Consider the following 20216-nt stretch of genomic DNA (forward strand, 5'->3'; position numbering starts at 1 on the left):
CCGAGCCCGTCGAGCCCGCGCTCGAAGACGCAGTGGGTCGGCCTTGCCGTCGCCGCCCTCGAAGACGTCCTCCTTGTCCACCTCGACCATGGGCAGCCGCCGTCGCTCGGCGCTGAGGCCGCCACGCGCGCGCGTGGCGGCCTTCTCAGGAGTTCTTCCGCGCGTACGTCACCGGGAGCGCGACCAGGCCGCGGGCGCGCAGCGAGCGGCGCCACCGGAGGTCGCCGTCCGCGAGGGCGAGCACCGGGAACCGTTCCAGCAGGGCGGTCACCGCGATCTCGGTCTCGGCGCGGGCCAGGGGTGCGCCCAGGCAGTAGTGGATGCCGTGGCCGAGGGCGAGGTGGCCGGAGGTGTCGCGGGCGAGGTCGAGCCGGTCGGGGTCGGGGAAGCGGGCGGGGTCGCGGTTGGCGGAGGCGAGGGAGACCCAGACGGTCTCGCCGGCGGGGACGGTGACGCCGGCGATGGTGACGTCCTCGACCGGGAAACGCCGGATGGCCAGCGATCCGGGGGTCTCGAACCGGGCGAACTCCTCGACGGCCAGGGCGACTTGATCGGGGTTGTGGCGCAGGGCTGCGAGTTGGTCAGGGTGCTGCAGCAGTGCGAGCACGGCGTTGCCGATGAGCTGGACCGTGTTCTCGTAACCCGCGAAGAGGATGAGGAAGGCGAGCGACATCAACTCGTCCTCGCTGAGCCGGTCGCCCTCCTCGCGCACGGCGATCAGGTCCGACAGCAGGTCGTCGGCGGGCTCGGCGCGCTTGTCGGCGAGGAGCCGGGTGAAGAAGCCGAGCATCGCCACCACCGCCTCCCTGGCGGCACCGGGCTGTGGTGCGGGCCGCGACCACGCAGATCCTGCTCGGCCCTCCCGGCTGATCGACCACATGCTGCTCAGCCACCGTCCGGTCCACCGCGTGACGGCGGCCGGCACGGGCATGCCCGGCGAGGACACCCCGCGCCTGCCGTCGGTGGGCCCGGACCCGGCTCAGCGGCGCGGCCAACCGGGTTCGGACCACGTACCGGTGTGGGTGCGAGTGGAAGACGGGCGACGGTCCCCGATCGGGCCGCCGTCCGGTCAGGACTCCGTCCAGGGGCCGGCCGCCGGGCCGAGCGGACCTGGTGACCTCCGCTGCGGTTCCGCGGCGGGGCACCCACCCGTCACGAGGACGCCGCGGACGGCCGACGGCACACCGCGGCGCTTCCGGCGGATCGCTCAGCGAGCGTGGTGCTGGTCCAGATGGGCCAACAGCAGGTTCGGGTCCTTCATGGTGAAGTACGCGGCGCTGGGCACGTAGACGAGCCGGTCGCGCACGGCCACGGAGGTCGGGTTGGACAGTCCCTCCCGCTGCGTCAGCACGATGGTGTGGCCGCCGTCGGGCCGGACCAGGGCGACCTCGCTGTCGGTGTTGAGCGCGGCGAGGACGGTGTCCCCGCGCCGTCCGACGAAGCCGAAGTCGTCGATGCCGTCGAGTCCGGTCGCCCGTGTCTCGATCCGGCCCGCCGAGCCGTCCGGGCGGACGGGGATGCGCAGCAGCGTCCCGCGGTCGGTGTTGGACACCCATACGCCGTCGTTGTGGACCTTGATGCCGTTGACGCCGAAGCCGCTTGCGCCCGGCACCGGGTCGAGCGCCGTCCCGCGCGCCCACGCGACCGGCCTGCCGCCCCCCTGCGGCACGCGCCAGACCGTTCCGAGCACCGAGTCGGCCGCGTACAGCACACCGCGACGCTCGTCGAGCGCGAGACCGTTGGGCAGCCCGTCCTCGGGCAGCCTCGCGATCTGCACGGGCCGGCGGCCGTCGGGGGCGATGCGCCAGATGCCCGTCTTGTTGGTGCCCGTCGCGTAGTTGACGTACAGCGTGCCGTCGTGGGCGCGGGCGATGCCGAGGACGATGGCCGCCTGGATGATGGGCGTGTTCGGGTGGGCCTCGGCGGGCAGCGTGGCGAGGATCCGGGTGTCGCCGCTCCGGGTGACGTTGGCGACCTGCCGGGCGAAGGCGAAGGTCAGGTCGGCCGACCCGTCGGGTTCCAGGGCGATGTTCTCGGGGGTCTGTCCGGCGGCGAGGTCGAAGTGGGCGACGATCCGCGGGTGGGACAGGGTCGGTCCGGTACCGGGCACGGGCGCCGCGGCGAGCGCGCCGAGGGCGAGGGCGGCCGCGGCGACACCGGCCAGATGCGGGAATCGGGGCATGGGTCTCTCCTGGTACGAGGCACGGCGCACCGGATGCGGCGCCAGACGCAGCGTGCGCGTCGCCGCGCGGCGACGGTGGCTGCCCCGGCCGGGAAATCGCCCGACCGGCCGACGTCCTGTGGGCCGCTTGCCCCAGCGGCCCGGTCCGCCGCAGTCCGCCGCACCGTCCGGAACCGCCGTGTCCGGCGCTATCCGGCCAAGGGCAGTCCGGACAGCCGTACTCCACTCCGCTGCTGCCCCAACTCATCCAGCAGAGCTGTCAGTTGGCGCGCATCCCGGGGCATGAGCCGACCGGAGTCGTCGAGGTGGACGGCGCAGGCGGTGGTGGCGTCCACGAGCCGTTCGAGGGCGGCGACGACAGCGTCCGCGCCCTCCGAGTGCCGGGCGAGCGGCGGGAGTTCGGCGGCGGCCAGGGCGATGGCGGTACGGGCCTCGGCGAGCCGCCGGTAGGCCTCCCGGCGCAGGGCCCACCGGACGGTACGGTCGTCGGACCTGCCCCCGCCGCGCCCGCTCGGTGGGGCCTCGCTCAGCACATGCCCGAGGTAGGCCTGCGCTGCCGCACCCGCCGCCGCGAGCCGGGACCGCACTCCCCCGCCCCGCTGCCCCGGCATCGGCAGATGACCCACGACCAGCACGATCGCGCAGGCCAGCAGCGTCTCCCCGATCCGGCTGAGGGAGGCCTGCGGCTCCCCGCCGACCATGACGAGGGCGAGGACGAGGACGGTCACGACGGCGGTCTGCGCGGCGAAGTGCCGGGTGGAGACGGGGATCAGCGCGCCGCTCACCGCCACCAGCAGGATCAGCCCCTCCGGCTGGGGCAGCACGGCGGCGAACCCGGCGAAGACCAGCGCGCCGAGCACGGTCCCGGCGGCCCGGCACAGCACCCGGGAGACCAGCGGCCCGAGGTCCGGCTTGACCAGGAACACGGCGGTGGCCGGGAGCCAGTACCAGTGGGAGTGCTGCCCGTACCAGCGGGCGTGATGCAGATACTGCGCCACGGCGGCGCTGGCCCCGAAGCAGAGGGCGACCCGCAGCCCGTACTCCCGCCCACCGGCCCCGAGGACGAGCCGCAGCACACTCGCAGCGGTCCGCCTGCGGGTGTGCAGATCACCGGCGCTCCCCCGGTCGAAGGCGTCGGCGGCGTGCAGCAGGGCGTCGTCGAGCGCGCGCAGCGCGGGGGCGGAGCGGTGCGGCGCGGGCAGCGGCCCGGTGGGCGTGTTCTCCCGTACGGCGGCGGCGAGCCGCCGTGGCCCCTCGGACGTCCGCCCGCCGACCGCCTCCCCGGCCCACGCGAGCGCGGTCGCCGCCTCGGCGAGCGGCAGCGCGGTGGCGTACTGCGCGTGCAGTCGCCGTTCGGCCGCGGAGGAGGCGTACCTCCGCAACCGGGGCCCGGAGAGGGCGTCCTGGGCGTGGTCGAGGGCGGCGGTGAGGGCTTCTCGCCGTCCGACGGCCTCCTCGCCCCCGACAGCGTCGAGCAGGTCGGCGACGGCGTCGTACACGGCGGCGACGGCGTCCCGCTCCCCGTCGAACCGGAAGTCACCGGCGGTGGCGCCGGGCGTGGGCAGCGCCAGCCGCAGCGCGAGCAGCCAGCAGGCGCCGCCCAGGTAGGCGAGGGCCCGCAGCCATCCGGGCGTGGGCCCCGGCATTCCGGCCCCGACGGCGGTGGCGACGAGCAGCTGGGTACCGGCACCGGAGGCGACGGGCCCGACGGCACTGATGCCTCCGGCGACGAGCCCGACGCAGGTGAGAAGCAGGGTCAGGGCGAGGGCACCGAGGTGCTGCCCGCCGTACGTCCCGACGAGCAGCCCGCCGCCGCCCGCCAGCGCGGGCGCACCGATCCTCATGACGGACACCCGCCGACTGCCCGGACGGTCGTTGATGCCGGCGAGCATCGCGGCGATCGCGGCGATGACACCGAGCGGGGTGCGGTCGGCGAGCACGGCGAAAAGCAGCAGCGGCCCCGCGGACAGCGCACCCCGGGCCACCGCACTCCACGGCACAGGTCCGCCCTGAGCGCGAAAGGCATGTGCGAGCCATGGGGGCAGAGCGAGGAACGTACGGGACACGGGGCTCCTGTCCGGACGAGGGCGGGGTACGCCTTCGGGCGACGGTGGCCGGGGCGGGCGGGGTCGTCCACGGTAGATCGCGCAGGTGCGGGGTCTGAGCCGCTTGTATTACCGGGATGTGACGATGCCGGGAAAGACCGTGTTCTTTATGAACGCAACCGAAGTCAGCCGTGCGCCCGGGCTGTGAGATACGGGTCCTGGCGCAGGACTTCACGACTGCCGAGGAGCGTGCCGACGGCCAGTCCGAAGGCGGGCAGGAGCAGCGCCGCGGCAACCCACGCCGGTCCGGGCAAGGCGTCGGTGACGGCGATGGGCAAGCCCAGTGTGTCGCTGAGCGGGCCGGTCAGCACGAGGGAGAGCCCCGTGCCGACGGCGACGCCGACCAGGCCCGCCGCTCCCCCGGAGAGCACGGCTTCACCGAGCAGGATTCCGCGCACCTCGGGCCGCCCGGAGCCGAGGATCCGCAGGACGGCGAACTGACCGATCCGCGCCCGCACACTGTCCGCGGCCCGCACTGCACCCAGCAGCACGGCGGCCACCGTGGAGTCGAGGAAGGCGGAGTCGGTGAGGGCGGGCATGACAGCCAGCCTGGCGACTGGGAATGGGGGTGTCGAACAGTTATCCCGTCACGTCATCCCGTCATCCCGTCACGTCATCGCGTCTCCCCGTTCGGTTGTGGAGAGCCGGGGCGTTGTCAGTGGGGCGCTGTATCAATGGAGTCATCACTCAGCGTTACGACGGGGGAGGTCGTGATGACTTCGTGCGACGAGGATCATGCGGGGCGGGGAGAGGCGTATGTGTCGTCGGCTCGGCTGCGGGCGCGTGGCTGGACCGGCGGGATGGTGCGGCGCCTTCTCGGTGAGCCCGATGCGGTCCGCGCCCACCCTTGCTCCCGTACGGCCCCGCCCATCCGCCTCTACGCCGTCGAGCGGGTCGAGTCCGTCGAGCGCGGTGAGGCGTTCAGGGCCGCTTCGGCGGCGGAAGTTCGGCGACCGGACGCGGCGAGAGCCGTCATACGGCGCATCCGGCGGAAGGTGCTGGCGCGGATCGCGACGGGGCCGACCGGGGAGGGCAACGAAAACCAGATGCGGAGCCCGGCCGGGGACCGGACCATCGGTGAGTCGTCCAACCTCGCCGCAGCGCCTTCCGTGTCGTCCTCCTCTCCGTCCCCCACATCGCCCCCAGGAGTCACCCCCGTGATCCGTCGTGTCACCGTTCCCGGGCTCTTTCCGCCGCCCCGTTACTCCCACGCCTCCGTCGTCGAGGCAGGCACGCGGCTCGCGTTTCTCGCCGGGGCCGTGCCGCTCGACGCGGAGGGGGCCTTGGTGGGTGAGGGGGACCCCGTGCGGCAGGCCGAGCAGGTGCTGGTGAATCTGGAAGAGCAACTGCGGGCGGTCGGCTCCGACTTGGCGCATGTCGTGGCGACGGACGTGTACGTCGTCGCCGCCGAACCAGCCGTACTGTCCGCCGTATGGGACGTCGTCGAGGCGTCCGGGCTCAGTACGGGGCCGCACTCGTCGACCCTCATCGGCGTGGCCTGCCTCGGGTACACCGGGCAACTCGTGGAGATCACCGCGACCGCCGTAGTACCGGACGGGGACGGCCGCCCGTGACCCGCGCCGAAGCACCCTTCCCCCTCGACGCGGACGTCGTCCTGCGGCGTGCCGCCGCCCCGGACGCCCGTGCCGCGGCCGACGTCTGGCTGTCCTCCTTCGCCGCCGCGCTGCCGACGGTCGTCAGCCCGCGGTCCGCCGACGAGGTGCGCGGCTACTTCCGGGACGTCGTGGTGCCCTTCCGGGAGACCTGGGTCGCGGACGCCGGGGGCGGGCACGGGATCGTCGGGGTCATGGTGCTCGCCGACGACGAGCTGTCCCAGCTCCACCTGGCCCCCGACTGGCGTGGCCGCGGCCTCGGGGACCGGTTCGTGGGGCTGGCCAAGGAGCGCCGACCGCAGGGGCTGGCCCTGTGGACCTTCCAGGTCAACGAACCCGCCCACCGGTTCTACGAACGGCACGGCTTCGTCGCCGTCGCCTACACGGACGGCAGCGGCAACGAGGAGCGGGAGCCGGATGTCCGGTACCTATGGCGCCCCTGACCACAGGGCCCCGCGGTTACTCCTCCTCACCTCCCGCCGAGCCGGCCGAGGGCAGCCGCTCCCGGATCTCGTCCATCACCGTCGAGTCCGTCAGCGTCGTGACGTCCCCGAGGTCCCGTTTCTCGGCGACGTCCCGCAGCAGGCGGCGCATGATCTTGCCGGAGCGGGTCTTGGGCAGTTCGGCGACCACCAGGATCTGCCGCGGCCGGGCGATCGGGCCGATCTCCTTGGCGACGTGGGCGCGCAGCGCGGCCGCCACCTCGTCCGCACCGGCCGCACCGGCCCCGTTCCCAGCCCCGGCCCCCGCCGCAGCCGCGTCCCCGCGCAGGATGACGAAGGCCACGACGCCCTGCCCGGTCGTCACGTCGGTCGCGCCGACCACGGCGGCCTCCGCGACCATCGGATGGGAGACGAGGGCCGATTCGACCTCCGTGGTGGAGATGCGGTGCCCGGAGACGTTCATGACGTCGTCGACCCGGCCGAGCAGCCAGATGTCGCCGTCCTCGTCCTTCTTGGCGCCGTCCCCCGCGAAGTACGTCCCGGCGAAGCGCGACCAGTACGTGTCGATGTACCGCTGTTCGTCGCCCCAGATGGTGCGCAGCATCCCCGGCCACGGTTCGGTCAGGACCAGGTAGCCGCCGGAGCCGTCGGGCACCGGCTTGCCGGTGTCGTCGACGACGTCGGCCGCGATGCCCGGCAGGGGGCGCAGGGCCGAACCCGGCTTGCAGACGCTCACACCCGGCAGCGGGCTGATCATCTGGGCGCCGGTCTCCGTCTGCCACCAGGTGTCCACGACCGGACAGCGGTCGGAACCGATGTGCTTGCGATACCAGATCCACGCCTCCGGGTTGATCGGTTCGCCGACCGAGCCCAGCAGCCGCAGCGACGACAGGTCGAACTCGGCCGGGAAGTCGGCGCCCCACTTCATGAAGGTGCGGATCGCGGTCGGCGCGCAGTACAGGATGGACACACGGTACTTCTCGACCAGTTCCCACCAGCGGCCCTTGTGCGGGGTGTCCGGTGTCCCCTCGTACATCACGGACGTGACGCCGTTGGCCAGCGGTCCGTAGACGATGTACGAGTGGCCGGTGACCCAGCCGATGTCCGCCGCTGTCCAGAACACGTCCCGTTCCGGCTTGACGTCGAACACCGCCCAGTGCGACCAGGCGACCTGGGTGAGATAGCCGCCGGTGGTGTGCAGGATGCCCTTGGGGCGGGCGGTCGTACCCGAGGTGTACATGATGTACAGGGGGTGTTCGCTGTCGAACGCCTCCGCCTCGTGCTCGGACGGCTGTCCGTCCACCAGGTCGTGCCACCACACGTCCCGGCCGTCGGTCCACTCGACGTCCTGCCCGGTGCGCCGGACGACCAGCACGCTGCGTACGTCCGGGCACTCGCGCAGTGCCTCGTCGACCGCCGGTTTCAGCGCCGAGGGGCTGCCCCTGCGGTAGCCGCCGTCGGCGGTGATCACCACATGCGCGTCGCAGTCGAGGATGCGGCCGCGCAGGGCCTCGGCGGAGAAGCCGCCGAAGACCACGGTGTGCGGGGCGCCGATGCGGGCGCAGGCCAGCATCGCCACCACCGTCTCCGGGATCATCGGCATGTAGATCGCCACCCGATCGCCGGTGCCGACGCCGAGCGACCGCAGGGCGTTGGCCGCCCGGCAGACCTCGGCGGTCAGTTCGGCGTAGGTGATCGTGCGGGTGTCGCCGGGCTCGCCCTCCCAGTGGAAGGCGACGCGGTCCCCGCGGCCCGCGGCCACGTGCCGGTCGAGGCAGTTGTGCGCCGCGTTGAGGCGCCCGCCGACGAACCAGCGGGCGAAGGGGGCACGGCTCCAGTCGAGGACCTCGTCCCAGGGCCGGGCCCAGTCCAGCCGGCCGGCCGCCTCGGCCCAGAAGGCGAGACGGTCGGTGTCGGCACGTTCGTAGTCCGCCGCGGTGGCGTTCGCCGCGTCGGCCAGCTCCGGGGGCGGCGGGAACCGTCGCTCCTCACGGAGCAGGTTGGAGAGTGTTTCGCCACCGGAGTCGGTCATGCGTGGGCTCCGAAGGGACCGCGGTGGTGCGTGCGGTGCGGCCGCAGGTGCTCACCGAGGTTGGGCCAGACCGGCATGACGGCACGGTCGTACGTGGAGTTGGTGACGCCCGCGAAGGACGCGTACCAGGCGCACACGGCCGTGACCAGACCCAGCCAGCCGCCGGCCTTGACGGTGTTCGGCGACTGCGCGAAGTCGGCGACGCACAGCACGATGAAGGTCGCGGACAGCGTGACGAACACGGCGAGGATCGCCCCCGTCGTCCGCGTGGCGGCGACGGTCATGTACACCGTGAACACCGCCCACACCAGCAGGAACAGCCCGCTGGCCTGGTGCGCGGTGGCCGCCGGCAGCCCGGGTGCGACGAACTTCGCGTAGGCCGCGTACGACAGCCAGAAGGCGCCGAAGGACCCGAACGCTGTGGCGCCGAAGGTGTTGCCCTTGCGGAACTCCCACATACCGGCGAGGAGTTGGGCGAGCCCGCCGTAGAAGAGGGCGAGCGGCAGGACGACGGCGACCAGTGTCTTGTCGGTGATGAGATTCGCGTTGAAGGTGCTGAGAACGAACGTCGTCGCGGCGAAGGCGGCGAGGCCGAGCGGGCCGGGGTCCGCGATCTTGGCCTGTTCGGTGGTCGGAGTGCTCATTGCGTCTCCTCCTGTGATCCAGATCACAAGATTGTGAGATCCATTGTAGGCACCACCTATGGCGTGCAGGCGCCGCACCCACAGCCGGCAATCGGCGAACGGTGCCGACTGTGCGACGAACGGTCGTCCGGCGTCGTCGGGGGCGGATCACCGGGTTCCCCGGCCACCGATCTCTAGTCGTCGCCGCGGTTCCGGTACGCCCAGTCCGCCGCCCGCGCGGCGAGCGCGACCAGGTCCGGCTCCCCGGTGTCGCCGTCGAGGTGGCGGTACTCCACGGCCGTGAGGATGACGATCCGCTCCGGCAGCCCCAGCTGATCGTGGAACCCACTACCGAGGATGTCCGCGGCGGCCTCATCAGCAGAGAACCCGGCCGCATGCCGGCTGTGGATCAAGGCTTCCAGTTCCCGAAGGTATGTGACATAGCACTGGACGTCCCGAGGCGTCATCACCGCCCCGTGCCCCGGCACCACCACCTCCGGCTCCAGCGCCAGAATCGCCTCGCAGGCGGCGACGACATTGGCGAGCGGCCCGTTCCAGTGCACGGGATGGTCGCCCGCGAACAGCACATCCCCGGCACACACGACCCCACGCCCCGGGAAATGAACGACAAGATCCCCAGCCGAGTGCGCGGGCCCCACCTCGATCAGCTCGACCTGAATGTCCCCCACGGCCAACTCGTGCCGCCCGGAGAACGTAAGGGTCGGAGGAACGGCCTCGACCCCCTCGTACCGATAGCGCCCGAAGTGCCGGCGCGCGTACCACCCCAGCGGCTGGTCGGCCGGTGTCTGATGGGTCAGGAAGTGCATCTGCTGGGGCGACGGCTCATGACACAGATGCTCGGCGCCGGCCTTGGTGGCGATGATCTCGGCGCCGGGAAAACAGCCGTTGCCAAAGGTGTGGTCCCCATTGCCGTGCGTGTTGACAATGATCCGTACGCCACCGGCAGGCAAAAGCGACCCGGCGGCGGCGACGAGAGCCTCGGTCATCACCCGGTCGTACGGGGTGTCGACGAGCGCCGCCTCCTCCCCCGAGGTGATCAGCAGACAGTTGGCGAAGCCCCAGGTGCCGGTGTGCGCGGGAGCCCACAGATGCAGCCCGTCGGCCACAGGGGCGAGTCCGTCAGGAAGGTTCATGCCGATCATTGTGCTCAACCACCCGCAGCCGCCCACGCGCGGGATCCCGACCCATGACGCACCTCAAGGGGCGCGGGGAAACCGCGCGAGCAACCCCATCCCACCCGCACCTGACATCACCACATCACCACATCACCACCCCCCACTCCCCCAAACCCTCCGCTTGACCACCGGCACCCCATAACTCCCCGCCCGACTGGTCCGCACTCTCGTCGAACACCGGGAGTCGTACGACGCCATCGCTCCGGCGACCCGGAACGTGCCCGGGCGCACGCGCTGTCCCGCGTGCGGACCAACTATCGTTCCACCGTCAGACACCTGTTCGGAGAGGCGGAGGCGTAGCGAACGCCGGCCGCTCATGGGGGGATTCATGGTCAGCAGACGTGGGCTGCTCGGTGGTGCGGCGCTTCTGGGCGTGGGCATGGTGGGCGGCGGCACGGGGGTCGCGGCCGCCGACGCGCCGCTGGACACGCCGTTCACACCGGTCGGAACTCCGCATCTGGCGGAGGCGGAACGCATGGTGCAGTACCAGCGGCTGCTGGCCGCCGGGTATCTGCCGACGGGGCTGGCCGGGCACTGGCCCCTGGACGGCTCGGGCGCCGACCGCTCCGGCCGCGAGCACCCGCTCACGCTCGGCTCCGGGGCGACCTGGTCGGCGCTGCGGGCGGGCGGGGAACTCAGCCTCGACGGCACCTCCGGGGCGTACGCGGCGACCGGCTCGGTGCTGGACACGACGGCCCCCTTCACGGTCTCCACCTGGGTGCGCCTGGCGCCCGACGCCGACCTCACCAGCATGTACACCGCGGTCAGCCAGGACGGCGCCACCGCCAGCCGCTTCCTGCTCCAGTACGACGACACCGCCGGCACCTGGGCCTTCAAGGTCCGCGCCGAGGACCAGAGCAGCAAGGTCTCCGCCCTCGCCACCACCCGGCCCGCGCTCGGCGTGTGGACCCATCTGACCGGCGTCTGGGACGGCACGCGCATCCTGCTGTACGTCGACGGACAGCTCCAGGGCAGCGCGGCGACGACCCTCTCCTGGGCCGCGACCCAGGGCTTCAGCATCGGCCGCGCCCGCTTCGACGGCGCCCCCGTCAACCGGTTCAAGGGCGCCGTCGACGACGTACGGGCCTACGGCCGTGCCCTGACCGCGGAGGAGGTCGCCCTGGTCAGCGGCCGTACGGCACGGCAGAACAACGTCTATCTGGTCGGCTCGTCCGCGACCGTCACCTGGGGCTCCCCCGCCGACCCGGCGAGCTGGATCGCCCGCGCCCGCTGCTCCTCCTTCGTCACGGCCGTCCTCAAGCACAGCCACGGCTGGGCGAGCGACGACTACTTCACCCAGTACTTCCAGGACCGCGTCCCGGAGGCCGCCGACTACTGCACGGCGTTCACGAAGGACACCGCCGGCCCGCGCTTCCGCCGTATCCGCAAGGTCACCGACCTGCAGCCCGGCGACATCGTCGCGGTGGACTACAACGGCAGCGACCCCGCCAACACCGGGCACATCGTGATCGTCCGCGAGGTCAAGGGCGTCTTCAGCGGCACGGCCGACTTCCCCGGGGAGACGCAGTACGCCGTGGAGATCGTCGACTGCACCTCCGACCCGCACGGCGTGTACGGGCTCACCAACTACCCGAAGTACCCCGACACCCGCATGGTCTCCACCGTCGCGGGCGAGAGCTTCGAGGGCGTCGGCATCGGCCACATGATGTTCTACGCCTCCGACACGACGGGCGAGTTCACGCGCTACCGATGGAGCGTCAACTCCTCGAAGACCACCGGGACCTACGACGTGACGCAGCGCCCGGTCGCGGCGGCGCGCATCGTCTGACGACCGGTCACCCGCGGGCGTACCTGTCCGTGGCCGCCACGAGCGCCTCCGCCATCCCGGGGGCGCCCGTGGTGTGGCCGACGTCGTCCACGACCACCAACTCGCTGCCGGGCCAGGCGTGGTGGAGCCGCCAGACGATGCCCAGCAGGTTGCCGAAGTCGAGGCTGCCCTGGACGAGGGTGCCGCGGATGCCCGCCAGCTGCGGGGCGTCCCGCAGGACCACGCCCTCGTCGCCGCCCTCGCCCAGGAAGTGGCCGTTGCCCCAGTAGTGCGTGACGGTGCGGGCGAAGCCCATGCGGAACTCCGGGTCCTCGAACCGCTCGACGGACCGTGGCGGCGCGGGAATGGTCGCCGTCTCCCAGTCGGTCCAGGCGCGCGCGGCATGCTCCCGCGTCGCGGGGTCGGGCGACTCGAGGAGCCGGCTGTAGGCGGCGGCGAGGTCGCCGTCCCGTTCGTCCTCGGGCACCTCGGCCCGGAAGCGCTCGAAGGCCTCGGGGAAGAACTGGCCGAGTCCCCTGGTCAGCAGGGCCACTTCGGCGTCGGATCCGGTGGCGACGCCGGTCAGCACCAGTTCGCTCACCGCGTCGGGATGCTTCTGCGCGTACCGCAGCCCCAGCACGGACCCCCACGACACTCCCCACACCAGCCACCGCCCGATCCCCAAGTGCCGCCGCAGCAGCTCCAGATCGGCGATGAGGTGGGCGGTCGTGTTGACGCTCATGTCGGTGTCGTACGCGCTCGCGGGCGGGGTGGAGCCTCCGGCACCGCGCTGGTCGAGGAGCACGACGCGGTAGAGAGCGGGGTCGAACAGACGCCGGAAATACGGTCCGCAGCCGGAACCGGGGCCGCCGTGCAGCACGACCGCGGGCTTGCCGCGGGGATTTCCGCAGGTCTCCCAGTACACGCGGTTGCCGTCGCCGACATCGAGCAGGCCGTGGTCGTACGGTTCGATCTCGGGGTAGAGGGGCATCCGGGCACCGTAACGCTCCCCCGGTCGGCCCGCATGCTCATTTCACGGGCAGTCCCGCCGCCTCCCCCGCGGTGCGCAGGACGTCCCGCAGCATCTCGGGGGTGAGCTTGCCGGTGAAGGTGTTGCGCTGGCTGACGTGGAAGCAGCCGAAGAGGTCGAGGCCGTCGAGCGGCACCCGTGTGCCGTGCCCGAACACCGGCCGGGGCCGGGGCACCGTCCAGCCCGCCTGGGCGAACGCGGGCAGCGCGGCCTGCCAGCCGAACGCGCCGAGGATCACAGCCGCGCGCAGGGTGGGCCGCAGGAGCTTCAGTTCCTGGACGAGCCAGGGCCGGCAGGTGTCCCGTTCGCCGGGGGTGGGCTTGTTCTCGGGAGGGGCGCAGTGCACGGGCGCGGTGACGCGCACGCCGTGCAGGGCGAGGCCGTCGTCCGCCGAGACGGAGGTCGGCTGCGAGGCAAGCCCCACGTCGTACATGGCCTGGTACAGCACGTCCCCGGAGCGGTCGCCGGTGAACATGCGGCCGGTGCGGTTGCCGCCGTGCGCCGCCGGGGCGAGCCCGATGACCAGCAGCGAGGCGTCGGCGGGCCCGAAGCCGGGCACCGGGCGGGCCCAGTACGTCCAGTCCTGGAAGGCCGCCCGCCTGACCCGCCCGACCTCCTCACGCCACTCCACCAGCCGGGGACACGCCCCGCATCCGGCGATCCGCTGATCGAGCTCGGCCAGACTGTCCATGCGTCAACGGTACGGCGAGGTCTCCGACCGGCCGACAAGCTGTCCGGGGTCCGTTCACGCGGGACCGCACCCCACGGGCTGGGGACGAAGACCCACCCGCACCGGGTCGGAAAACCGCAGGGGTCGCGCGCGGTGGAGGACTAAGGTCGGGGGCATGGGTTGGGAAGGTGACGAGGTGAAGAGCGGGCCGGGTGCCCCCGAGGAGGCGGCCGTGGCCGGCGCTGCCGAGAGCGCGGCGGCCGACGATCCCAAGGTCGCCGCCGCGATCGCCGCCGCCGAGGCGGCCGGGCCGGCCAACGGCGAGAGCGTGCGCGTCGACAGCTGGATCTGGGCCGTGCGCCTCATCAAGACCCGCTCGCTCGGCGCCACCGCCTGCAAGGGCGGGCACGTCCGGGTGAACGGGCAGAACGTGAAGCCCTCGCACACCCTCCGCGTCGGCGACGAGGTGCGGCTGCGCCACGAGGGCCGGGAGCGGATCGTGATCGTCAAGCGGCTGATCCGCAAGCGGGTGGGCGCTCCCGTGGCGGTTCAGTGCTATGTCGACAACTCCCCTCCCCCGCCCCCGCGCGAGGCCGTCGCCCCCATCGGCATCCGCGACCGCGGCGCGGGCCGCCCGACCAAGCGCGACCGGCGGGAGCTGGAGCGCCTGCGGGGCCTGATGGGCGGCTCCGGGCGGCCGGGCGGACACTGACCCTGGCATGCGGAGGTGGCGTCCGGCACTGACCGGACGCCACCTCCGTCGTCGGGCTCAGGCCCGTCGTCGTACGAGACTCAGCAGATCCCTGGTGGAGCCGCGCCGCACCCAGGCGATCACGGCGAGCGGCACGATCAGGATCAGCGGGGTCGCGGCGTTCTCGCCATGGAAGACGATCATCTGGACGAAGAACGCGCCGACCATCAGCGCGCTCAGCGCGACGGCGGCCACCGACTGCAGCACCGGCACCAACAGGGCCACCGCACCGGCCAGTTCGAGCGCGCCGATGGTGTACATGCCCGCGCTGCCCCAGCCGATCTTGTCGAAGGAGTCCACGGCGTACTGGTTGCCGATCAGCTTCGGCAGGGCGCTCGCGACACCGTAGAACAGGGCGAGCAGCACCTGCACGGTGCGCAGGACGATCCGGGCGCGGCGACCGCGGGCGGAGACGGCGGCGGGGGCGACGGAGGTGACGGGGACGGTGGTCTCGGACATGGTGTTCTCCTGTGGTGAGCGGTGCGTCTCGCTGTCACAGGGACAGACCGGGGCCCTCGCCCGAACTCATCGGTGTCCGCGCCCTTTTCACAGCGGGAACCAGCCGTGCCCGGTGTACCAGTGGCCGCCCGCCCGCAGATGGTCCCCGACGGCCCGCTCCAGGGCGCTGCGCCGGGGCAGGGTCTCCACGGGCAGCGTCGGATCGCCGAAGACGAACTCCACCGGATCGGTGTCCGAGGGCTCCCGCTCCTCGCGGGCCAGGCGGAACCGGTCCTGGAAGCGGACGATGTTGGAGCCGGCCGGCAGGTAGTCCCGCAACTGGCGGTCCAGCAGCCAGGAGTGGCAGGTCGCGACCCGGTACTTCTCCTCGGGGAAGTACCGGGCGAAGAACTCCGCCGCCAGCGCCAGCGAGCGGTCGCAGGCGGCCGGGGAGAACGGGCCGAGGAAGTCGGGGATGTGCAGGCTCAGACACGGCGTCCCCGGACCGACGTCGAGCCCGGCCGCCGCGAGGGCCGTCCCCGTGCGCCGCCCCAGCCGGGCCCGCTCGAACTGCAGCCTGCCCAGCTGGTACAGCTCGCCCCGGAAGTGGTGCCCGAACCACCACACGGCGTGCACGCCCGCGACGCCGTACTGCCGCCGGTGCACGGCCATGTGCCGGCCGAGGTCGGCGAGGGTGCGCCGGGAGACGTCGTCGGGGATCCCTCGTCTGCGGTGGTAGGCCCGGGTGTACGGCAGCGCCGCCACGAAGACGTACACGGGGAAGCAGCGCTGCAGGGGGCCCGAGGGCCAGTCGAGGTCGGGCAGGTCCAGTTCGGTGCCGATCTCCCCGAGCCCCTGGACGAGCTCCGCGACCGACGTCTCCAGCGCCCGCCGCAGTTCCGGGTCGTCGGTCACCCGGCGGCTCATCCGTACCAGGTCGCCGATGTCCTCATGGGGTACCGCGAGATCGAGCAGTACCTCGGCCAGTTCGTCCGCAGCCGGCAGCACGGAAACCCCCTTTGGTGAACGTCCGCATCGAAGAGTACGTTGCGAAGAGGAGTAGTGATCGGCGATGCGTACCGGCAGTGAACCCACGACCGCCCGCAGCGCACTGCGGGCACGGTTCTGGCTGAGCGTGTGGGGGCTGGTCTGGACGATCTTCGGCACGGCGGCTTTCGCACTGGCCGGGCGGCCGGGCTGGGCGGCCGCCTGCGGGGCGCTGTGGCTCGTGATCACCGTCGACATGACGATCATCCTCAGGCACATCCACCAGGGCCCCCACTACCAGCCGGGCCGCGACATCCCGCCGTACCGGCCGCCGGAGAGCCGGCCCCGCTCATGACGGTCCGGCCGGCGGCTGTCCGGCGACGCCGGCACGCTCCGCCGGGCGGGCCCGGACGGCCGGCTCACGCCGGATCGTCGAAGCGGGCCGCCTTCAGGAACTGGGGGTTGGGGTCCAGGGCCGCCGCCAGACGGAAGTGGCGTTTGGCCTGCTCACCCCGGCCCTGGCGCTCGTAGGTGCGGGCCAGCGCGAAGTGCGCGAACGCGTTGTCCGGCTCGCGCTCCAGGACGATGGTGAACTCCAGCTCCGCGGGCCGCAGTTGGGCGGCGGCGAAGAAGGCCCTCGCCCGCAGCAGCCGGGCGGCGGTGTTCTCGGGGTGGGCGGCGATCACCGGATCGAGCAGCTTCACCGCGCCGCGCGGGTCCCGTGCGTTGAGCAACTGCTCGGCGGCACGGAAGTCGATGACATGCGTCTCCGGAGTACGTCCGGTCGAACCGCTGATCTCGGGCACGGCACAGTCCTTCCCTCGCTGGAGGGGTTCAACGCGCCGGAAGGACCCCGCTATTCCTGGGGCTGCCGGGACGAACCCGCCTGAGCCCGGGCTCTTCGGACGAGATCGGCCCACACGTCCTTGACCCGGCGGTGGAGTTCCTCGAGCGGTACGTCGTTGTCGATGACGACGTCCGCGATCTCCCGGCGTTTCTCCCGGCTCGCCTGGGCGGCCATGCGGGCCCGCGCGTCCTGCTCCGTCATGCCCCGCAGCCGTACCAGCCGGTCGAGCTGCGTCTCGGGACTGGCGTCGACGACGATCACGACGTCGTACAGCGGGGCGAGGCCGTTCTCGGTGAGGAGCGGCACGTCGTGCACGACCACCGCGTCCTCGGCGGCGGCCTGCTCCAGCTCCCGGGAGCGGGCGCCCACCAAGGGGTGCACGATCGAGTTCAGCACGGCGAGTCTGTCCGGGTCGGCAAAGACGATCGAGCCGAGTTTCGGCCGGTCGAGGCTGCCGTCGGCGGCGAGCACGTCGGCCCCGAAGGCCTCGACGACCGCCGCCAGTCCGGGCGTCCCCGGCTCGACGACCTCGCGCGCGATGCGGTCCGCGTCGATCAGCACGGCGCCGCACGCGACGAGCAGCCGCGACACCTCGCTCTTACCGGCACCGATGCCCCCGGTCAGGCCGACTTTCAGCATGACCGAGAGCTTACGGCCCACCTCTGACAACGCACCCCTCAGGTGTCAGTTGTCGCCCTCGCGCTCCGCCAGGAACTTCTCGAACTCCCGTCCGATCTCGTCCGCCGACGGGATGTCGACGGGCTCGGCGAGCATGTTGCCCCTGCTCTCGGCGCCCGCGACCGCGTCGTACTGGTTCTCCAGGCCCGTGACGAGGGAGGTGAGCTCCTCGTCGCCCTCCTGGACCTGGCGGTCGATCTCGGTCTGGGTGCGGTGCGCGTCCGTGCGCAGGGCGTGCGCGACGCCGGGCAGCACCAGCCCGGTGGCGGCCGTGACGGCCTCCAGCACGGTCAGCGCCGCGTCCGGATACGGGGAGCGGGCGATGTAGTGCGGCACGTGCGCGGCGACGCCCAGGACGTCGTGGCCGGCCTCCATCAGCCGGTACTCGACGAGGGCCTCGGCGCTGCCGGGGACCTGCGCCTCGTCGAAGGGGCTGCGGTGGCCCGGGACCAGGTCGGTGCGGTTGCCGTGCGGGGTCAGGCCCACGGGACGGGTGTGCGGGACGCCCATGGGGATGCCGTGGAAGGTCACGGACAGGCGCACGCCGAGCCGCTCCACGATCTGCTGGACGGCCGCGGCGAAGCGCTCCCACTCCACGTCCGGCTCGGGCCCGGACAGCAGCAGGAAGGGCGCTCCGGTGGTGTCCTGGACGAGCCGCACGTCGATGGTGGGCTCCTCGTAGTCGGTCCACCGGTCGCGCTCGAAGGTCAGCAGCGGGCGGCGGGCACGGTAGTCCACGAGCCGGTCGTGGTCGAAGCGGGCGACGACCTGGTTGGGCAGCGAGTCGAGCAGCCGGTCGACGATCTGGTCGCCGGTCTCGCCCGCGTCGATGTACCCGTCGAAGTGGTAGAGCATGACAAGGCCGGCCGACTCCTGGGCGAGCGCCATGTCGACGACGGCGAGGCCCTTCGGCTCCCATGCGTACAAACCCTGCGGATCAAGCACTGTGACCGCTCCTCCTCGTGTTCATACGCTTCAACGCCCCCTGGACCAGGGGCATTCCCACCACCGCCCCTGATCAGCCATCTCTTGGTGCGCTTTGTGGGGGAGACGAGGTGAAGCAGGCTTTCCCCGGACACACTGATCCCTGGACACACTGAGGGGCCGCACCCCGAAAGGTACGGCCCCTCAGTCAGGAGCTACTGCTCAGTGGGCGTCAGCTCTGACCGCCCGCCAGCTTCTCCCGCAGCGCGGCAAGCGCCTCGTCCGAGGCCAGCGCGCCGGAGTTGTCCGGGCCCTCGGAGGAGTACGAACCGCCACCCGCGGCCGGAGCCGCACCCGCGGCGTCGCCGCCCTCGGCGGCAGCGGCGGCGTCGGCCTCGCGGCTCTTGATGACCTGCTGCTGGTGCTGCTCGAAGCGCTGCTGCGCCTCGGCGTACTGGGTCTCCCACGCCTCGCGCTGGGTCTCGTAGCCCTCGAGCCAGTCGTTGGTCTCGGGGTCGAAGCCCTCGGGGTAGATGTAGTTGCCCTGGTCGTCGTAGGACGCGGCCATGCCGTACAGGGTCGGGTCGAACTCGACCGAGGCCGGGTCGGCACCGAAGGACTCGTTGGCCTGCTTCAGCGAGAGGCTGATGCGACGGCGCTCGAGGTCGATGTCGATGACCTTGACGAAGATCTCGTCGTTGACCTGGACGACCTGCTCCGGGATCTCCACGTGGCGCTCGGCCAGCTCGGAGATGTGGACCAGACCCTCGATGCCCTCGTCCACGCGGACGAACGCACCGAACGGAACCAGCTTCGTGACCTTGCCGGGCACGACCTGGCCGATCTGGTGGGTGCGGGCGAACTGCTGCCACGGGTCTTCCTGGGTCGCCTTCAGCGACAGGGAGACGCGCTCGCGGTCCATGTCGACGTCGAGGACCTCGACCGTGACCTCCTGGCCGACCTCGACGACCTCGGAGGGGTGGTCGATGTGCTTCCAGGACAGCTCGGAGACGTGGACCAGACCGTCGACGCCACCCAGGTCCACGAAGGCACCGAAGTTGACGATCGAGGAGACCACGCCGGAGCGGACCTGACCCTTCTGCAGGGTCGTGAGGAACGTCTGGCGGACCTCGGACTGGGTCTGCTCCAGCCAGGCACGGCGGGACAGGACCACGTTGTTGCGGTTCTTGTCCAGCTCGATGATCTTCGCCTCGAGCTCCTTGCCCACGTAGGGCTGGAGGTCGCGGACGCGGCGCATCTCGACCAGGGAGGCCGGGAGGAAGCCACGGAGGCCGATGTCGAGGATGAGACCACCCTTGACGACCTCGATGACGGTACCGGTGACGATGCCGTCCTCTTCCTTGATCTTCTCGATGGTGCCCCAGGCACGCTCGTACTGGGCACGCTTCTTCGAGAGGATCAGGCGGCCTTCCTTGTCCTCCTTCTGGAGAACAAGGGCTTCGATCTCGTCACCGACGGCGACGACCTCGTTCGGGTCGACGTCGTGCTTGATCGAGAGCTCGCGGCTCGGGATGACACCTTCGGTCTTGTAACCGATGTCGAGCAGGACCTCGTCCCGGTCGACCTTCACGATGACGCCGTCGACGATGTCGCCGTCGTTGAAGTACTTGATCGTCTCGTCGATCGCGGCGAGGAAGGCTTCCTCGTTACCGATGTCGTTGACCGCAACCTGCGGGGTCGTTGCGGTGGTCTCGGTGCTGCTCGTCATGTGGGAAAGGGCTCCGGTACGGACATTGAAGTCGTAGGTACTGCTTACGCCGGGAGCCCGTTTCGCTCTGAAGAAGCCGGACAGCCAAGGAAGCGCCACACAAAGCCACTGGTGGCGCCTCGACAACCGAGGGGACATACAACAGATGCGAGCGCAGCCTGCTACGTCTGAGGTGCGCAGGCCCGCAGCGCAACTTGTAG

Annotated in this window: 19 protein-coding genes and 4 pseudogenes; 7 read left to right on the forward strand and 16 right to left on the reverse strand. The window is 71.8% G+C overall.

The window, feature by feature from the left end; all coding sequences use genetic code 11:
- Nucleotides 1-24: 24 nt before the first annotated feature.
- Both MKW14_RS15525 and MKW14_RS15530 read right to left on the reverse strand, forming a co-directional pair.
- Nucleotides 25-147: pseudogene (locus MKW14_RS15525) on the reverse strand (DUF899 family protein); the annotation flags it as partial.
- Nucleotides 146-823 (reverse strand): annotated as a pseudogene (locus MKW14_RS15530) (cytochrome P450); the annotation flags it as partial. The pseudogenes MKW14_RS15525 and MKW14_RS15530, both read right to left, overlap by 2 nt.
- Before the next feature lie 43 nt (nt 824-866).
- Between MKW14_RS15530 and MKW14_RS15535 the strand changes: the two are divergent.
- Nucleotides 867-1031: pseudogene (locus tag MKW14_RS15535) on the forward strand (endonuclease/exonuclease/phosphatase family protein); the annotation flags it as partial.
- 176 nt (nt 1032-1207) lie between these two features.
- Here the strand turns inward: MKW14_RS15535 and MKW14_RS15540 are convergent.
- The 3 genes from MKW14_RS15540 to MKW14_RS15550 all read right to left on the reverse strand — a co-directional run bounded on the left by MKW14_RS15540 (nt 1208) and on the right by MKW14_RS15550 (nt 4826).
- Entirely contained in the window at nt 1208-2182 is a 975-nt protein-coding gene (locus MKW14_RS15540; RefSeq protein ID WP_240863129.1) for an SMP-30/gluconolactonase/LRE family protein, read from the reverse strand.
- Nucleotides 2183-2370: 188 nt separating this feature from the next.
- Entirely contained in the window at nt 2371-4248 is a 1878-nt protein-coding gene (locus MKW14_RS15545) for an FUSC family protein (RefSeq protein WP_240863130.1), read from the reverse strand.
- Between the two features lie 164 nt (nt 4249-4412).
- Nucleotides 4413-4826, reverse strand: a complete 414-nt coding sequence (locus MKW14_RS15550; protein WP_240863131.1) for an FtsX-like permease family protein — start codon at nt 4824-4826, stop codon at nt 4413-4415.
- 618 nt (nt 4827-5444) lie between these two features.
- Between MKW14_RS15550 and MKW14_RS15555 the strand changes: the two genes are divergently transcribed.
- Nucleotides 5445-5861: a RidA family protein gene (locus MKW14_RS15555; RefSeq protein WP_240863132.1), complete on the forward strand. Its 417-nt coding sequence runs from the start codon at nt 5445-5447 to the stop codon at nt 5859-5861.
- The gene (locus tag MKW14_RS15560) at nt 5858-6343 is read left to right on the forward strand and encodes a GNAT family N-acetyltransferase (protein ID WP_240863133.1); all 486 of its coding nucleotides are present in this window, start codon (nt 5858-5860) and stop codon (nt 6341-6343) included. Before MKW14_RS15555 ends, MKW14_RS15560 begins: the two co-directional genes overlap by 4 nt.
- A 16-nt stretch (nt 6344-6359) precedes the next feature.
- Here MKW14_RS15560 and acs read toward each other — a convergent pair whose 3' ends face one another.
- From acs to MKW14_RS15575, 3 genes are all read right to left on the reverse strand, one after another.
- On the reverse strand, nt 6360-8375 hold the full coding sequence (acs, locus tag MKW14_RS15565; RefSeq protein ID WP_240863134.1) for an acetate--CoA ligase: 2016 nt from the start codon (nt 8373-8375) through the stop codon (nt 6360-6362).
- Nucleotides 8372-9019: an acetate uptake transporter gene (locus MKW14_RS15570; RefSeq protein WP_240863135.1), complete on the reverse strand. Its 648-nt coding sequence runs from the start codon at nt 9017-9019 to the stop codon at nt 8372-8374. Before MKW14_RS15570 ends, acs begins: the two co-directional genes overlap by 4 nt.
- A 173-nt stretch (nt 9020-9192) precedes the next feature.
- Nucleotides 9193-10161 (reverse strand): MBL fold metallo-hydrolase, encoded by a 969-nt coding sequence (locus MKW14_RS15575; RefSeq protein ID WP_240863136.1) that lies wholly within the window; start codon nt 10159-10161, stop codon nt 9193-9195.
- Nucleotides 10162-10360: 199 nt separating this feature from the next.
- On the opposite strand from MKW14_RS15575, the pseudogene MKW14_RS15580 reads away from it, so the two are divergent.
- Nucleotides 10361-10494 (forward strand): annotated as a pseudogene (locus MKW14_RS15580) (GntR family transcriptional regulator); the annotation flags it as partial.
- Between the two features lie 28 nt (nt 10495-10522).
- The gene (locus tag MKW14_RS15585; RefSeq protein WP_240863137.1) at nt 10523-11983 is read left to right on the forward strand and encodes a LamG domain-containing protein; all 1461 of its coding nucleotides are present in this window, start codon (nt 10523-10525) and stop codon (nt 11981-11983) included.
- Nucleotides 11984-11990: 7 nt separating this feature from the next.
- On the opposite strand, the gene pip is transcribed toward MKW14_RS15585, so the two are convergent.
- Both pip and MKW14_RS15595 read right to left on the reverse strand, forming a co-directional pair.
- Nucleotides 11991-12953, reverse strand: a complete 963-nt coding sequence (pip, locus tag MKW14_RS15590) for a prolyl aminopeptidase (protein WP_240863138.1) — start codon at nt 12951-12953, stop codon at nt 11991-11993.
- 37 nt (nt 12954-12990) lie between these two features.
- Nucleotides 12991-13683 (reverse strand): uracil-DNA glycosylase, encoded by a 693-nt coding sequence (locus MKW14_RS15595; protein WP_240863139.1) that lies wholly within the window; start codon nt 13681-13683, stop codon nt 12991-12993.
- 154 nt (nt 13684-13837) lie between these two features.
- Here MKW14_RS15595 and MKW14_RS15600 point away from each other — a divergent pair, with 154 nt between their 5' ends.
- Nucleotides 13838-14374 carry an RNA-binding S4 domain-containing protein gene (locus tag MKW14_RS15600; RefSeq protein ID WP_240863140.1) on the forward strand — a complete coding sequence of 179 codons (537 nt, stop codon included), beginning with the start codon at nt 13838-13840 and terminating at the stop codon, nt 14372-14374.
- 57 nt (nt 14375-14431) lie between these two features.
- On the opposite strand, the gene MKW14_RS15605 is transcribed toward MKW14_RS15600, so the two are convergent.
- Both MKW14_RS15605 and MKW14_RS15610 read right to left on the reverse strand, forming a co-directional pair.
- Nucleotides 14432-14872: a DoxX family protein gene (locus MKW14_RS15605; protein WP_240863141.1), complete on the reverse strand. Its 441-nt coding sequence runs from the start codon at nt 14870-14872 to the stop codon at nt 14432-14434.
- An 87-nt stretch (nt 14873-14959) separates the two neighbouring features.
- Nucleotides 14960-15859 carry an acyltransferase domain-containing protein gene (locus MKW14_RS15610; RefSeq protein ID WP_240863142.1) on the reverse strand — a complete coding sequence of 300 codons (900 nt, stop codon included), beginning with the start codon at nt 15857-15859 and terminating at the stop codon, nt 14960-14962.
- A gap of 64 nt (nt 15860-15923) precedes the next feature.
- On the opposite strand from MKW14_RS15610, the gene MKW14_RS15615 reads away from it, so the two are divergent.
- Entirely contained in the window at nt 15924-16193 is a 270-nt protein-coding gene (locus tag MKW14_RS15615) for a DUF6343 family protein (RefSeq protein ID WP_240863143.1), read from the forward strand.
- Between the two features lie 64 nt (nt 16194-16257).
- Here the strand turns inward: MKW14_RS15615 and MKW14_RS15620 are convergent, their stop codons facing one another.
- The 4 genes from MKW14_RS15620 to rpsA all read right to left on the reverse strand — a co-directional run bounded on the left by MKW14_RS15620 (nt 16258) and on the right by rpsA (nt 20016).
- Nucleotides 16258-16644, reverse strand: a complete 387-nt coding sequence (locus tag MKW14_RS15620; protein WP_240863144.1) for a tetratricopeptide repeat protein — start codon at nt 16642-16644, stop codon at nt 16258-16260.
- Nucleotides 16645-16694: 50 nt separating this feature from the next.
- On the reverse strand, nt 16695-17324 hold the full coding sequence (gene coaE, locus MKW14_RS15625) for a dephospho-CoA kinase (RefSeq protein ID WP_240863145.1): 630 nt from the start codon (nt 17322-17324) through the stop codon (nt 16695-16697).
- 45 nt (nt 17325-17369) lie between these two features.
- The gene (locus tag MKW14_RS15630) at nt 17370-18308 is read right to left on the reverse strand and encodes a PAC2 family protein (protein ID WP_240863146.1); all 939 of its coding nucleotides are present in this window, start codon (nt 18306-18308) and stop codon (nt 17370-17372) included.
- Between the two features lie 211 nt (nt 18309-18519).
- Nucleotides 18520-20016, reverse strand: coding sequence for a 30S ribosomal protein S1 (rpsA, locus tag MKW14_RS15635; RefSeq protein WP_240863147.1), 1497 nt, complete (start codon nt 20014-20016; stop codon nt 18520-18522).
- Between the last annotated feature and the right edge of the window lie 200 nt (nt 20017-20216).

This window comes from Streptomyces gilvus (assembly GCF_022513565.1).
Lineage (GTDB): Bacteria > Actinomycetota > Actinomycetes > Streptomycetales > Streptomycetaceae > Streptomyces > Streptomyces gilvus.

Excerpts from the sequence above, each read along its gene's own strand:
- MKW14_RS15600 (WP_240863140.1), top strand. The coding sequence starts at position 13,838 with ATGGGTTGGGAAGGTGACGAGGTGAAGAGCGGGCCGGGTGCCCCCGAG.
- MKW14_RS15540 (WP_240863129.1), bottom strand. The coding sequence starts at position 2,182 with ATGCCCCGATTCCCGCATCTGGCCGGTGTCGCCGCGGCCGCCCTCGCC.
- MKW14_RS15550 (WP_240863131.1), bottom strand. The coding sequence starts at position 4,826 with ATGCCCGCCCTCACCGACTCCGCCTTCCTCGACTCCACGGTGGCCGCC.
- MKW14_RS15585 (WP_240863137.1), top strand. The coding sequence starts at position 10,523 with ATGGTCAGCAGACGTGGGCTGCTCGGTGGTGCGGCGCTTCTGGGCGTG.
- MKW14_RS15595 (WP_240863139.1), bottom strand. The coding sequence starts at position 13,683 with ATGGACAGTCTGGCCGAGCTCGATCAGCGGATCGCCGGATGCGGGGCG.
- acs (WP_240863134.1), bottom strand. The coding sequence starts at position 8,375 with ATGACCGACTCCGGTGGCGAAACACTCTCCAACCTGCTCCGTGAGGAG.
- pip (WP_240863138.1), bottom strand. The coding sequence starts at position 12,953 with ATGCCCCTCTACCCCGAGATCGAACCGTACGACCACGGCCTGCTCGAT.
- coaE (WP_240863145.1), bottom strand. The coding sequence starts at position 17,324 with ATGCTGAAAGTCGGCCTGACCGGGGGCATCGGTGCCGGTAAGAGCGAG.
- MKW14_RS15575 (WP_240863136.1), bottom strand. The coding sequence starts at position 10,161 with ATGATCGGCATGAACCTTCCTGACGGACTCGCCCCTGTGGCCGACGGG.
- MKW14_RS15605 (WP_240863141.1), bottom strand. The coding sequence starts at position 14,872 with ATGTCCGAGACCACCGTCCCCGTCACCTCCGTCGCCCCCGCCGCCGTC.
- MKW14_RS15570 (WP_240863135.1), bottom strand. The coding sequence starts at position 9,019 with ATGAGCACTCCGACCACCGAACAGGCCAAGATCGCGGACCCCGGCCCG.
- rpsA (WP_240863147.1), bottom strand. The coding sequence starts at position 20,016 with ATGACGAGCAGCACCGAGACCACCGCAACGACCCCGCAGGTTGCGGTC.
- MKW14_RS15615 (WP_240863143.1), top strand. The coding sequence starts at position 15,924 with ATGCGTACCGGCAGTGAACCCACGACCGCCCGCAGCGCACTGCGGGCA.